Origin of the sequence: Arthrobacter sp. Bz4 (assembly GCF_003075455.1) — a bacterium.
In the GTDB taxonomy this organism is placed as follows: domain Bacteria; phylum Actinomycetota; class Actinomycetes; order Actinomycetales; family Micrococcaceae; genus Arthrobacter_D.
The window spans coordinates 19,467-33,546 of sequence record NZ_QDAE01000015.1 but is presented as its reverse complement, the minus strand read 5'-3'; the positions used below and the strand labels follow the sequence as shown (position 1 = coordinate 33,546).

The window sequence follows — 14,080 nt, the reverse complement described above, 5'->3', positions numbered from 1 at the left end:
ACGCCTGTGAAGAGTGGAGAGATTAGCGCACGCCCATCATCAGCTTCTTGATGGCTGGGGTGCCAACAACCAGCACTCCGCCGATTACTATCACCGAAATGCCAAGCACCGAGAAGTAGGTGCCCTCAGTTGATGGATCGTAGCGGCTCGCCAGAATGCCGGACAGCGTTGTCCCGAGGGAGATCGAGAGGAAGTTCAACGCAACCATCTGGGTCCTAAAGACTTCCGGCGCCAATTTGGTGGCCACCGACAGGCCGATGGGGGAGATCAACAGTTCGGAAATTGTGAAGACCAGCAAAGTGATTGCCATGGCGACTAGCGGGGTTGTGTTCGCGCCGCCGCCAGCGAACGGCAGGAACATCAGGTACGCGAGGCCGATCCCGATCAATCCGAAGGCAAACTTCAGGGGAGATGATGGCTGTCGGTCGCCCAACTTGGTCCACATTGCCGCGAAGATGCCGGCAAGCACGATGACGTATACCGGCACAAAGGAAACAATCCACTCAGGCAGAATCTCCAGGCCGAAGAAGTTCCGATTCAGCCTTTCCTCGGAATAGACGATGATCAGGGTGAACAGCTGCTGGTAGAGGGCCCAGAATGCGGCACTGGCAATAAACAGCGGAATGAAAGCCATGGTCTGCTTTCGCTCCGGAGCGGAAACCTTCGAGCTCGTCAGGATGACAGTGAAGTAGCCTGCTGCCGCGAGGATGGCCGCCCATGCCATTACCTGGGCCAGGTTGTCGGTACTGATCAAGCCGCTGAGGAAGGCGACAGTGACCACAGCAACGGCAGCGAATGCGATAGCGATCCACCGGAGGTATTGGGACCGGGGAAGGGGGTTCTCGATGACGTGCGCGTCGGCGGAGAAATGCTTCCGGACGATCGAGTATTGCACCAAGCCGATTGCCATGCCTATCGCTGCGGCTCCGAACCCGATGTGGAATCCTGCGGTATCACGCAACCACCCCGTGAGGAGTGGGCCAAACAGGGCGCCGAGGTTGATGCCCATGTAGAAGATGGAGAATCCAGCATCGCGTCGCTGGTCCTTCTTGCTGTACAGGGTGCCGACCAGAGAGGTGGCGTTTGCCTTCAATCCGCCAGAGCCGACTCCCACCAGCACCAGTCCGATGGTCAGTCCCACCCCGCCGGGGAGGACGGCTAGCGAGATGTGCCCCAACATGATCAGGATGGCCGAGTAGAACAGGGCCTTCTCGGACCCAAGCACGCGATCTGCGAGCCACGCGCCGAGAATTGTTGAGAGGTAGACGCTTCCGCCATAGGCACCCACCAGAGTGAGGGCCAAGCCCTGCTCAATGCCCAGGCCGCCAGCGGTGACTTCGAAGTACATATAGAACGCAAGGATCGCCTGCATTCCATAGAACGAAAACCGTTCCCACACTTCAAGGCTGAAGAGGTGGGCCAGCATTCGAGGGTGACCAAAAAAAGAGGTATCCGCCGAGCGGGGCGGTGAACTATGCGATGTGATCATTTATACGATGGTGTCACTCCACCAGGCCGGTGTCATCTGGGCCCCAGGCCGATTCGAGTTGGGCTGCAACCGACAGTAACTGGGCCTCACCGCTGGGGCGTCCAATGAGCTGGATACCCATTGAAAGCCCGGCTTCAGTGGTCAGGGTCGGCAGCGCGATGGCAGGCAAGCCGCAAACATTAACCATCGATGTGAACGGGGAGTACTGGCATTGCCTGAGGTAGTCGGTGTCCCCGTCCTCGGACGTGTACCACCCTATTGGCCTGGGGGTCTGCCCGAGCGCTGGGGTGAGGATGAAATCGTGAGCCGAGTACTGGGTGATGGTTTCCTGCTCAAACTGTCGCAGAATATCGATCGCCGCAACCAGGTCAGCCGCGCTTCGTGACAGCGCCCGCTCGCGCATGGTGGCGGCAAGCGGGGTGAGTAGCCGTTCATTGCCTGGCGGGATGGGCGCCGTCGCCAGTGCCGCTGTCCAGACGGTCTGAAAGGCTTGATGGTAGCGACTGTCGTAGGTGATCGAGGCTTCGACGACGTCGTGCCCGGCCGCGATGAGCGCCTCAATCCCCTTCTCGTAGGCGGCACGTGCCGCTGGGTCGAGCGCAATGTCGAATGCCGAGGCGAACGGTGACAGCGTACTGGCCCCGATGCGGAACGTGCCCTCCGCCTGGAGGGCAGCGTCGAGGAATGACGACGACGGCGGCACCGCGCTGGTCGCACGGAAATTTGGGGCATCCACCATCGCATCGAGAAGGAGTGCCGCGTCCGCCGTCGTGCGGGCCAGCGGCCCGGCGACCACAAATTGTCCGAGGTCGGCCTGCCCCGACAGGGACGGGATTCGGCCACGATTCGGTTTCAGTCCGATCAGCCCCGTGGCCGACGCCGGAATACGGACAGACCCGCCGCCGTCACTGCCTGGAGCGAAGGGGATCATGCCCGCAGCAACAGCTGCGGCACTGCCGCCCGAGGAGCCGCCCGGCTGAACGCCGGATCGAGCGGATTGCGGGCAGCTGGTGCAATGTCATTCTCGCTGTGGCAGCTGAGGCCGAACTCGGGCACCTGGGTTTTGCCCAGACTGATTGCGCCTGCTCTGCGCAGGATGGCCACCAGCGGAGAATCGCTTGTCGCGATCGCCGGGGGAAACGCTGCGGTACCGAAGGTGGTGGGGACACCTGTGACATCGGCGAGATCCTTGTGGGCCAGGGGCATCCCGTGCAGTACCGGAAGCGACCCGGCAGCAGGCGATGCCAGCCGGTCATCGGCCGCTGCGGCTTCTCTCATGGCCAACTCACCGGTCACGGCGATGAACGATCCGAGGCCCGGATTGAGCTCATCAATCCGATGCAGGTAGTGGGCGGTCAGCTCCCGGGAGCTAAGTTCCCCGCGGGCGATTGCGTCACGCTGGGCCAACGCTGTCAGTTGGTGCAGTTCCGTCACTGAATGCTCCCCGGCAGTCTGGCGGCCAGGGGTTCCCCAACTGCTATCGCGTCAGCACTTCCCACGTAGGTAACGCGAGGACGACGACCGGTGGTGCCGGCGAGGATGGTGGGTTGATCAGCGGGCATTGTTACCTCCCGTTTGGGTACAGCATTGTGGGTGAGGTTCGTCTCCCACTATAGGCTTGGCGAAATAGGACCTTTGGGAAGGGGTTTGCCGATGAGCGAGTCCGAGAATGTCTCGATCGAGTCAATTGCCGACAGCAGCGCTGTGTTGGATGTCCGGGAGGACTACGAGTGGGAGGCAGGCCACATTGACGGGGCGGTGCACATTCCGATGGAGCAGATTCCAGCCCGCCTGGATGAACTTGACCCGGACACCGACCTGCACGTAATTTGCCGGACCGGTGGTCGCTCCCAGCAAGTCACGCAGTGGCTGGTTGCCAATGGCTACTCGGCAGTTAACGTCACTGGTGGGATGGGTGCCTGGCTTGAGGCAGGTAAGCCGATGGTCTCCGACACCAATCAGCCGCCCACCGTTCTGTGACTGTGAGGAATCCATGAGTTCTCGCGTTCCGGAGGCGTCCTATACTTTCCTGGGCCCGGAGGGCACCTTCACGGAGGCAGCTCTCTTGCAGGTTCCCGGCGCCGACGTCGCCCGGCGGGTACCGGCGCCGACGGTGAACGCAGCCCTGGACCTGGTGCGCAGCGGTTCCGTTGAGGCCGCGATGGTGCCAATCGAGAACTCAGTCGAGGGCGGGGTGAGTGCGACCCTTGACGCCATCTCCCAAGGCGAGCCCCTGCGGATAATCCGCGAAGTACTGGTTCCCATCACCTTCGTCCTGGTCGCCAAACCAGGGATGCAGTTGAACGAAGTCCACACCATCTCCACTCACGGGCACGCCTGGGCTCAGTGCCAGTTGTGGACCACCCAGAATATTCCAGGGGCAGAATATATGCCGGGTTCATCCACGGCCGCAGCGGCTGTGGGCCTATTGGAAGCAGACTGTCCGTACGATGCAGCGATTTGTTCACCTTTCGTAGCTGAGCGGTTGGGCTTGCCGGTGCTGGGAAGTCACATCGGGGACGTCGCGGATGCAGTTACCCGGTTCATTCTGGTGAGCCGGCCCAACATCCTGCCCGAGCCCACCGGCGCCGATAAAACCACTCTCGTCATCCCGCTGCCGGAAGACCACCCCGGTGCACTGATGGAGATCCTCGACCAGTTTGCTGCCCGTGGAGTGAACCTGAGTCGGATCGAATCCAGGCCCACCGGCCAGTTCCTCGGTGACTATTTTTTCAGTATCGACGCCGAAGGCCATATTGCTGATGCCCGGGTGGCCGACGCGTTGCAGGGGTTGCATCGGATCAGCCCCCAGCTGCGCTTTCTCGGTTCGTACGCCAGGGCCGATCGGCGCGAACACTCAGTCGCCAGGCACACCTCAGACGAAGCCTTCAAGGCAGCTCGGATCTGGGTGGAATCGCTCCAGCAGAGTGACTAGGTGATCGCCACCGGTTATTTCGCGAACGCGGCCCGGTCGCCTGGAGGCGGGGTGTGCCAAGACCTTAGTCGAAGACATTCCCCGACCGTTGTCAACCAGTTCCGGGATGCTCGGGTACCCCAGTAGACCGCGATCGGATTCGACCGTTCGGCCAGCTGTTTACGAAACGTGCTGGCTTTCTACTTCCCTCGGCTTAGCGTTAGTGCTGCAAGTCACGAAACCGTTTACGTAAACCGTTTGCGCGCAGGGTTTCGTGACTCCTCAGAGGGGAGGGAACCGTGACAACGATCAGGGATGTGGCACAACAAGCTGGCGTTTCGCCTGCCACTGTGTCCAGGGTTATCAACGGCCTGGTTGGCTATACGGACGCCACACGCCAGCGCGTGGAGGGGGCGATTGCAAAACTCAACTACGAGCCGGACTCCCTTGCGCGAACGCTCAAGACCCGTCAGACGTCCGTTATTGGCCTCCTGGCACCAATGGTGTCCGATGCCCTCGCCTCCGAGGTGATGCGGGGGGTCGAGGATGCAGCTCGTGAGCGCGGCTACGCGGTTATGCTCGGCCGGACAGGCGTGAAGTCCACCTTCATCGCCGGCTACCTGAGAACCCTACGCACCTACCGCGCCGCTGGGGTTATCCTGATCTCGGCCGTCATCACCCCGGAAATGCGTCAACTCCTGGGCCCCGCCATCCCGATCATCTCCGTTGCCATTAGCGATAACTCCGGTTCACCGAGCGTCGCGATCAACGATGAACTCGCTGCCTATGATGCCACCCGGTACCTGTTGAAGCTCGGTCACCGGCGCATCGGTTTACTTGCCGGAGATCCACTATCCATTTTCGTCGCAAAACCCCGGCAGCGCGGCTATGAACGGGCGATGAACGAGGCAGGCTGCGCGACGGTTACGGCGGCAGGCACATTCTTCTACGAGAGTGGCGCTTCCGGCCTCGCTCAACTCCTTCAACAGGACCCGGGCCTGACCGCCATTTTTGCCATGAGCGACGAAATGGGTGCCGCCGTCGTCAATGAACTCCAGAAGCTTGGTCGAAGAGTTCCCGAGGACGTTTCAGTGCTTGGCTTCGACAACACCTCGACCTCACAGCATGTTCACCCAGCCCTGAGCACGATCGCGCAGCCCCTGGAGGACATGGGACAGATCGCCGTAAGGAAAATTCTTCGGTCCCGGGATCTCGGTCCACGGGTAGTGCAGCACCGGTTGGTCAAGCGTGGATCGACGGGCCCGCCGCGGCCCGGTTCCTGACGTCACCACACAATTCCTTCTCACCATCACCATCACCAAACACACAAGGAGCAGTACATGAGGCAACGTCGCCAACACCGGCACATCCTTTTCGGCACGGCAGCATTTGCCATCTCAGCCCTCGCGCTTTCGGGCTGCGCGGGTGGCGAAGTATCCGAGGACGAAGGAACAGCCGTATCCGAAGCAGAATTTGAGGGCCGTGGTCCCATCAACTACGTCTCTTCGCGAGATGCTTCGGGGGCTGCACAGGACAGTCTCGACAAGTGGAATTCCGAGCATCCCGATGAGCAGGTGACTCTGATCGAGCTCCCGGACTCGGCCGATCAGCAGCGTCAGCAGCTGATCCAGAACGCGCAGATTGAGTCGGACACCTTCAGCGTGCTGAACCTCGATGTCGTCTGGACCTCCGAGTTCGCGGCGAACCGGTGGATCGAGCCGCTCCCCGAGGATGCGCTACCCACCGATAGCATGATCCCCGCTACGGTCGATGCCGCGTCTTACCGCGACACGCTTTACGGGGCTCCGTACTACACGGATGGCGCCCTGCTCTACTACCGGACCGACCTGCTGGAGGCGGCAGGGATCGACTCGCCCCCAGCAACCTGGGACGAGATGGAGGCTGCGTGCGACGCCATCCTTGCGCTTCCCGAGGGACAGGACATGTCCTGTTACGCGGGCCAGTTTGATAAGAACGAGGCACTCACCGTGAACTTCACCGAGGCTGTAGCCTCGGCAGGCGGCGCGGTGTTCGACGAGGAAGGCAACCCGACCGTCGATTCTCCGGAAGCTTGGCTGGATTGACCCAGTTGAGTGATGCCTTCGCCGACAACCTCGTTCCGAGTGACGCCATCACTTATCTCGAAGAACAGGGACGTCGGGCCTTCCAGGACGGCGAAGTGGTGTTCTTGCGAAACTGGCCCTTTGTGTACGCGTCGTTGACCGCTACTGACGGTTCTAGCCAGGTGCTGGACAAGTTCGGCATCAGCTCGGTCCCAGGCATTGGAGACAATCCCGGCGTTTCCACCCTTGGTGGCCGAAACCTGGCCATTTCGCCGTTCACCGCCAATAAGGCCACGGCTCTGGATTTCATCAAGTTCTTCACCAGTGAAGAAGAATCTCGCGCCCGGCTGGACAAGAGTTCGCGTGCACCGGTGTATGCGTCTCTTCTGGAGGACCCGGCCGTTGTTGAGCAACGGCCGTTCTACCCCACCCTCCTGGAGTCGCTGGAGAATGCACAGCCCCGTCCAAAGGTAGTCCAGTATGGCGCCACTACAACGGCTATCCAGGAAGAAGCATACGCAGCGCTGACAGGCGACAAGGACCCTGAAGCGGCACTCGCCGATATGCAGGCGAAGCTCGAGGAATTGTCCGCCGAATAGTGACACTCGTGTCCGCCCGGGGCACCCCGGGCGGACACGGCACGTATCAGAATCTGTTGCAAATCAAGTGAGGACCACATGAGTACGAGAACTTCCGCGTCCGCGCGGTCGACGTCGGGTGCCCGCCCACTCGGGCGGAATAAACCCGGTAAACGCACAGCAGGCGAAGGTCGGATGGCGGCGATGCTGCTCTCTCCAACCCTTCTCGTGCTCGCCCTGGTCATTGCCTACCCCTTGATTTCGGCGCTCTACCAGTCCATGTTCCGGCAGCAGTCGGGCCTCGACGCTGACGGGTTCGTGTCTGAAGGAGAAGTCTTCGTTGGGCTCGGAAACTACACTGATCTTTTCGTTGGTGAGACAGGTGCCCGGTTCCTCAATGCCTTCGGTAACACCACCTTCTTCACCGTCACCACCGTCGCACTCGAAACCATTCTGGGCCTCTGCCTTGCTCTCGCGATGAACCGGGCCTTCCGTGGCCGGAGCTTCCTCCGGGCAAGCATTTTGATTCCCTGGGCTATCCCCACGGCCGTCTCGGGCCTCCTGTGGCGATGGATTTTCCAGTCGGACGGCATCGCCAACAATCTGATCGGAAGCGAGATCCTGTGGACCGCCGAAGGCGTCGCATCGAAGGTGGCAATCATCGTGGCGGAGGTCTGGAAGACCGCACCCTTCATCGGTCTGCTAGTTCTGGCAGGTATGCAGATCATTCCGGAGGAGGTCTACGAGGCGGCAAGAATTGACGGTGCCGGGTTCTGGCGCCAGGTTCGCTCCATCACTCTTCCACTCGTCAAGCCCACACTCCTGGTTGCGGTCCTGTTTCGCCTGCTCGACGCTCTGCGAATGTTTGACCTCCCGTTCGTGCTGATCGGTCCCGGCAAGGAATCAGTCGAAACTCTCTCGATGCTCGCCTGGGACGAATCAAACCAACTGCGGTACGGCTCGGCATCGGCATTCGCGATCATCCTGTTCCTTTATGTTGCGGTTGTTGCAATCGCTTTCGTCAAAATCCTCGGCGCGGATGTCGCCGGGACCAAAGAGGTGCGGGCGTTGAGCCGAGCCACCAGCACCCGAAAGGTCAAGGCAGCCCGATGACACAGATTCCCGTAATTCCGGCCGTTGAAACACCCGCCGAGGCAGCACCCAAGCGTCTGGGAAAGCGGCGAGGGTGGAAATCCTATTCGGTGTACGTAGGCCTGGCCGCAATCCTCGTCTACTGCCTGGCACCGTTCTATTGGATGCTGGTTTCGAGCTTCCGACGTACATCCGACATTTTCGACAACAGCCTCCTTCCTCAGCCGTTCTCCGCCGAAAACTACTTCAAGGTTTTTGACGGTTCCACCATGTTCGGGCAGGCACTGCTCAACAGCCTGATTGTTGCCGGCGTCACCACTGCGGCCGCGCTGGTTCTGGGAATCTTCGCGGCGTACGCTATCTCCCGGCTTAACTTCCGGTTCAAATCGGTGATCCTGGGCGTCATCATTGCAACATCAATGTTCCCCGGCATCTCAGTTGTTGTTCCCTTGCTGCGGCTCTTCACCGATATCGGCTGGATCAACACCTACCAGGCGATGATTGTGCCCAACCTTTCCTTTGCGATCCCGCTAGCCGTATGGAATCTGACCACCTTCATGAAATCACTGCCGTTTGACCTTGAGGAAGCCGCCATGATCGACGGCTGCAGCAAATGGCAGGCATTCCGGAAGGTGTTGCTTCCCCTTGCGGCGCCGGGTGTCTTCACCACCGCAATCCTTACTTTCATCCACAGCTGGAATGAGTTCATCATTGCTCTCTCGATGGTCAACGACCCTGCGATCCAAACTGCGACGGTCGCCATTTCCAAGTTCACTGGTGCTACCGAGTTTCAGGCACCCTTTGGGGAGCAGATGGCCGCGGGGGTGATTGTCACCATTCCCCTGGTGATCATGGTGCTCATTTTCCAGCGCCGCATTGTTGAGGGTCTCACCTCCGGGGCCACCAAATGAACGATCCGTGGTGGCAGACAGCTGTCATATACCAGGTATATCCGAGGTCTTTCGCCGACGGCGATGGTGATGGAGTAGGGGATCTGGCGGGTCTGCTGGCTCGACTTCCGTACATCGCGTCTCTCGGTGTGGACGGCATCTGGCTAACTCCATTCCAGCCTTCACCCCAGGTGGATCAGGGCTACGATGTCAGCGATTACTGCGATGTCGACCCCCTCTTTGGGACCCTTCAACAATTCGATCAACTTCTCGATCTTGCCCACTCGCTGGGCCTGAGGATAGTGCTCGACGTCGTTCCCAACCACTGCTCGTCGGAGCACCCGCTATTTCAACAAGCGATCAGCTCGTCGCCGGGCTCGTCCGAGCGGGCGATGTTCCATTTCGCCGACGGCCCCGATCCCGTCACGCCCCCAAATAATTGGCAGAGTGTCTTCGGTGGCAGCGCGTGGAGCCGAGTAAATCCGGGCTCGGACTCCGACCACCAGTGGTATCTGCACCTGTTCTCGCCGGCGCAACCGGACTGGAACTGGCGCAACCCGTTGGTCGGGGACTACTTCGCGGAGGTGCTGCGTTTTTGGTTCGACAGGGGAGTGGATGGACTGCGCATCGACGTAGCTCATGCACTGTTCAAGGCTGAGGGCCTGCCGGATGCGGCAACCACGGGCACCGTCATCGACGGGCTCAGATCAAATCCACTTGTGTCGGACCAGGAGGAGGTCCACGAAGTGTATCGGCGCTGGCGAACGCTAACCGATTCGTACACCCCGGAGCGTTTCCTTGTGGGCGAGGTCAACCTCGAGCCGCAGCGGGCGGCGCGGTATACCCGCAGCGACGAGATGCATCAGGCGTTCGCCTTTGCGTTCGTCCGCCTGGGCTGGGACGCAAATGAGTGGGCTGGTGTTGGGCGTGAGCTTGAAACAGCCCGGCTGGAACATGGTGCATCGCCCACTTGGGCTCTGGAGAACCATGACATTGTTCGTTCGGCAACACGCTTCGGAGGTGGCAGCCGCGGCGTGGCGCGGGCGCGGGCAGGTCTCCTGGCCATTCTTGGCCTACCCGGGGGAGCCTACATTTATCAGGGGCAGGAGCTTGGGCTGGCGGAGGTCGAGGTGCCAGTGGGCGCACGGGTGGATCCCATGTGGGAGCGCGGTGGGGTTTCCCGCGACGGCGCGCGAGTGCCGCTGCCCTGGACGGTGGCGCCCGAAAAATCCCATGGCTTCTCACTCGTCGATTCACCATCCTCGCCGTGGCTTCCGCTTCCGTCGTCGTGGGGGGCATCGGCTGTCGAGGTGCACCAGGCGGATGAGCATTCGACGCTCCGTCTAGTCACCTCCGCGCTTGAACTGCGGCGTCAGCTGGCTTTTAAGGGCGTGCTCGACTCCAACGATGCTGGCGTCTGGCGGGTGGGGAACGGAAACCTGCTCATGTGTGAACGCGGATCGGAGTTCTTTGTTGCTGTGGCCATGGGGGATGCACCAGTACGGTTGCCTACCGGCAGCACGGTGGTCATCGCTTCCTCGCCCCAGGCTGAGGAGGGCTGGTTGGAGCCGGATAGTGCGGCGTGGGTGCTTCGGCGCTGAAACGGCAAGCGAAGTACTCATACCGGGATCCTGAATGCCTAGCCCTGGAGCGGCCCGGTAGCCTGTTCTGGTGATGGGCATTCACATCGGCACCTCCGGATGGAGCTACGTCCACTGGAATGACGTGATCTATCCCGCAGGCACCGCCTCCAGTAAACGGCTGAGCTATTACGTGCAGCGGTTCGGAACGGTGGAACTCAACGCGAGCTTCTACCGTTGGCCGCGCGACACCACATTCGCTGGTTGGCGCAGCAGGCTTCCCGAAGGATTTCTTCTCTCAGTCAAAGCGCCACGAGGGCTCACTCACGGCAAGAAGTTGTACCAACCTGAGGTGTGGGTCGAACGCATCACCCGCTGCTGGCATGAGCTCGGGGATAAACGCGCCATCCTGCTCGTCCAGCTCCCGCCGGGCCTGCACCGTGACGACGCCCGTCTCGATTACTTCCTCGGACTGCTGCCGGACTGGATCCGGGTCGCCGTCGAGTTCCGGCACCACAGTTGGGACGACGAAGGCGTCTACTCACTGCTGGAACGCCACGGTGCGGCGTACTGCGTGATGAGCGGGGCACACCTGCCGTGCGTCCTCCGGGCCACTGCCCCGTTTGTCTATCTGAGGATGCACGGACCCGACTCCGAGCATTTGTACGGCGGTTCCTATACCGACGCCGAGCTGCAGTGGTGGGCGGGCCGGATCCGGGAATGGCAGGGAGCGGGAAAGGACGTTTACGTGTACTTCAACAACGACGGCGGCGGCAACGCGGTGCGGAACGCCGATAGCCTGCGTGCCATCCTTGGCGTGGGATAGCCTGCGGTGCCCTAATCAGGAATACGCAGTAGGCTGATCTTCTCAATCCGGAAAGGTGGCCCAATGCCCAGACTTCGCCGCAGCGACTGTGAAAAGCCGGGCATTACTCGCCGTCGACACGGTAAGGGGTTCGGCTACCGGCTAGCCGACGGAACCCCGTTACGTGACGCCGCTGATCTTCGACGCATCAAGGACTTGGCCATCCCGCCGGCATGGCAGGATGTCTGGATTGCTCCCTACCCCAATGGGCATATTCAGGCGCTGGGTACCGACGCCGCGGGCCGCCGCCAATACGTCTACCACACGGCCTGGCGGGAGAAGAAGGATCGCGAAAAGTTCGATCGTGCACTTGAATTCGGGGAAAAGCTGCCCGCCGCCCGACGAGTCATCACCACCCGCCTTCGCAGTGAGGGTATTCCTCGGGAGCGAGCCTTTGCCGCTGCACTACGAATCGTCGACTCAGGGTCACTCCGAATCGGCTCCGAGCAGTATGCGGAGACCAACGGATCCTTTGGGGTCACCACCCTGCAGGTGGAGCATGTCCGGATCAAGGGTCCGATGATCACCTTTGAGTTCCCGGGAAAGAGCGGTCAGCGGTGGGAATCATCCGTTGAGGATGCGGACCTTGCGGCGGCGATGCGGCCCATGTTGAAGCGGGAGCAGGCGGACACCGCTTTGGCCTACCGCACCCCCGACGGCGAATGGCATCGCGTCGACGCGTCGCAACTGAACGGGTTCCTCCGCCAGGTCACTGGCGAGGGCTTCACGGCCAAGGATTTCCGGACCTGGCAGGCCACAGTGGTTGCAGCAATGGACCTTGCCCGCAGCGACCTATTGGCCACCAGTAAGACCGCCCGGCAGAAGGCTGTGGCGGCGACAATGCGCGCAGTTGCCGAAAAGCTGGGCAACACGCCGGCGGTCGCCAAACGTTCCTATGTTGATCCGCGGCTGGTTGATCGGTTCATGGCCGGCGAAGTGATCGAGATTGCCAGCTACTCGGCTTCCGAGAAGGCTGTTCGCGGGCTGCTTAAAGCTTAGGGATCCTTCCCAGTTGAACCCGTTCATCAGTAGGCTTCACTCAAGGCGCCGGGGTCGGCGCAACCGTTCAACGAAAGGCGCACCATGAGCGAGCAAGCTAACGACGGACGCGACGTCAACCCAAACGAGGGCGGCGGAGCCACCTCTGACGAAAACTACCGCGGGGACGCCGGAGACCAGGCCAATGATCTGCGCTTCTCCGAGGAGCAGCAGCTCATCAACAGCCAGGCGAAAGGGGAGTTCCCGGACTCGAATAGCGAGAACCTTGAGCCAATCCCCGGCGGTGGCTACACCGGCGGTCAGAAAGAAAAAGAGACCGAAGGCGGCTACACCGGCGACCAGGACCCCGAGAAAGAGGGCGAGTACACGGACGTCGAGGAAGATCCAGCGGACGGTACCGGGCCTCAGGGAGAATACACGGATTCCGACACTGACCGCGGCACCCGCTAACTCCTAGTCCTTCGCGCCATTGATCTGGTGCGTTGCAGGTCAGGGAACGATGGGACCCTGACAAGCAACGCGCCAGGATCAATGCTGACGTCAAGTGAGGTGACGGCTCCGGAGAGGTCGCCGTCAAGCTGGGTCTCTGTAGGATCCGCTACCGTCACGGTGACCCGTCGTGCCTGATAATAGTTAATCACCGGGATGACGCTATGGGGGCGGAAGACAATCTTGGTCCCCAACCAGATCCACCCCACTATGCTGCGCGGGCTCATCACCACAACATCCAGATAACCGTCATCGAGGGTCGAGTTCGGGATCAGTTCGATGCCGCCCGGCAGCCGCCCGCAATTGGCGAAAAGCACGCTGTGCACCTTCCGGCTCTGAGCGGGCTGACCGTCGAGGCTAATGCTCACCCGCTGGCGCCTCCCCGGGAGGCTGCGGAACCCGGCCTCACTGTATGCCAGCCAACCCAACCGTTTTTTCAGGACGTCGCTGGTCGCCGCAACGACCACTGCATCAAGTCCAACGCCACCCATCACCAGGAAGACGTGCTCGGCACGGAACCCGGTCTGCTCGTTGTGTAACTCGATACGGCCCATATCAATTCGCCGCCCGTCGCCGTGAAGTGCAGCGCGCACGCTGGCTTTCAGGTCCGACACGGGAATCCCCAGATTGCGGGCCAGCAGGTTCCCGGTCCCCAAGGGCAGCAGCCCCAGCGCCGCATCCTGATGCGCCAGTGCCCGGGCAACGGCACGAACCGTCCCATCACCACCAGCGGCGATGACGACGTCGGCCCCCTCCCGCAGCGCCCGGCTCGCCTGCTCAAAACCCGGCTCGGAGACCGTGGTCTCAAAGACCAGGGGCGGGTCCCACCCGGCGTCAACGCATGCCGTTTCCACCTGGCCGCGCGCAAGATCGGCGTTGAGTTTTCCGGGGTGGATGATTAGGGCCACCCGCTGGCGGCCCGTCGGGGCCGGGAGGCGAGGCAGCGCCGTCGGAGCTGGATGCTGCCGGGAATGCAACCGGCGGACCCCCAGCCAGCTCATTGCGGAGGCGGCAGCGGCAAGGGCCAGGACAAAGAGGAGAATCAGGCGAATCGGCATGATGCACCTCAGCGTATCGCCATGAAGTGTCTGCCGGGGATAATCGTCCTGCGCCATTGATAG

The 14,080-nt window shown here is 61.4% G+C and carries 13 protein-coding genes and 1 pseudogene; 11 read left to right on the top strand and 3 right to left on the bottom strand.

What is annotated here, in order from left to right:
• Positions 1 to 22: 22 nt before the first annotated feature.
• Together DDA93_RS11725 and DDA93_RS11720 are read right to left on the bottom strand one after the other, a co-directional pair.
• Entirely contained in the window at positions 23 to 1,489 is a 1,467-nt protein-coding gene (locus DDA93_RS11725) for an oligopeptide:H+ symporter (RefSeq protein ID WP_024477146.1), read from the bottom strand.
• A 13-nt stretch (positions 1,490 to 1,502) separates the two neighbouring features.
• Positions 1,503 to 2,923, bottom strand: a pseudogene (locus DDA93_RS11720) (amidase).
• A gap of 219 nt (positions 2,924 to 3,142) precedes the next feature.
• Between DDA93_RS11720 and DDA93_RS11715 the strand changes: the two are divergent.
• The 11 genes from DDA93_RS11715 to DDA93_RS11670 all read left to right on the top strand — a co-directional run bounded on the left by DDA93_RS11715 (position 3,143) and on the right by DDA93_RS11670 (position 12,920).
• Complete coding sequence (locus tag DDA93_RS11715) at positions 3,143 to 3,469, top strand: rhodanese-like domain-containing protein (protein ID WP_019484010.1); 327 nt, start codon at positions 3,143 to 3,145, stop codon at positions 3,467 to 3,469.
• Between the two features lie 13 nt (positions 3,470 to 3,482).
• Entirely contained in the window at positions 3,483 to 4,424 is a 942-nt protein-coding gene (gene pheA, locus DDA93_RS11710) for a prephenate dehydratase (protein WP_019484009.1), read from the top strand.
• A gap of 278 nt (positions 4,425 to 4,702) precedes the next feature.
• Positions 4,703 to 5,686: a LacI family DNA-binding transcriptional regulator gene (locus DDA93_RS11705; RefSeq protein WP_083850969.1), complete on the top strand. Its 984-nt coding sequence runs from the start codon at positions 4,703 to 4,705 to the stop codon at positions 5,684 to 5,686.
• 57 nt (positions 5,687 to 5,743) lie between these two features.
• Complete coding sequence (locus DDA93_RS17015; protein ID WP_279325274.1) at positions 5,744 to 6,487, top strand: extracellular solute-binding protein; 744 nt, start codon at positions 5,744 to 5,746, stop codon at positions 6,485 to 6,487.
• Entirely contained in the window at positions 6,484 to 7,065 is a 582-nt protein-coding gene (locus DDA93_RS17010; protein WP_279325273.1) for an extracellular solute-binding protein, read from the top strand. The genes DDA93_RS17015 and DDA93_RS17010 overlap by 4 nt, the downstream gene beginning before the upstream one ends.
• Positions 7,066 to 7,143: 78 nt before the next feature.
• Entirely contained in the window at positions 7,144 to 8,157 is a 1,014-nt protein-coding gene (locus tag DDA93_RS11695) for a sugar ABC transporter permease (RefSeq protein WP_116778876.1), read from the top strand.
• Positions 8,154 to 9,047 (top strand): carbohydrate ABC transporter permease, encoded by an 894-nt coding sequence (locus tag DDA93_RS11690; RefSeq protein ID WP_019484005.1) that lies wholly within the window; start codon positions 8,154 to 8,156, stop codon positions 9,045 to 9,047. Before DDA93_RS11695 ends, DDA93_RS11690 begins: the two co-directional genes overlap by 4 nt.
• Positions 9,044 to 10,627 carry an alpha-amylase family glycosyl hydrolase gene (locus tag DDA93_RS11685; RefSeq protein ID WP_024477147.1) on the top strand — a complete coding sequence of 528 codons (1,584 nt, stop codon included), beginning with the start codon at positions 9,044 to 9,046 and terminating at the stop codon, positions 10,625 to 10,627. Before DDA93_RS11690 ends, DDA93_RS11685 begins: the two co-directional genes overlap by 4 nt.
• A 73-nt stretch (positions 10,628 to 10,700) precedes the next feature.
• On the top strand, positions 10,701 to 11,432 hold the full coding sequence (locus DDA93_RS11680) for a DUF72 domain-containing protein (RefSeq protein WP_019484002.1): 732 nt from the start codon (positions 10,701 to 10,703) through the stop codon (positions 11,430 to 11,432).
• Between the two features lie 63 nt (positions 11,433 to 11,495).
• A complete protein-coding gene (locus tag DDA93_RS11675) occupies positions 11,496 to 12,470 on the top strand; it encodes a DNA topoisomerase IB (RefSeq protein ID WP_019484001.1) in 975 nt (324 codons plus the stop codon).
• Positions 12,471 to 12,554: 84 nt separating this feature from the next.
• Entirely contained in the window at positions 12,555 to 12,920 is a 366-nt protein-coding gene (locus DDA93_RS11670) for a hypothetical protein (RefSeq protein WP_019484000.1), read from the top strand.
• Here the strand turns inward: DDA93_RS11670 and DDA93_RS11665 are convergent.
• On the bottom strand, positions 12,917 to 14,017 hold the full coding sequence (locus tag DDA93_RS11665) for a diacylglycerol kinase family protein (protein ID WP_024477149.1): 1,101 nt from the start codon (positions 14,015 to 14,017) through the stop codon (positions 12,917 to 12,919). The genes DDA93_RS11670 and DDA93_RS11665 overlap by 4 nt on opposite strands.
• Positions 14,018 to 14,080 lie beyond the last annotated feature (63 nt).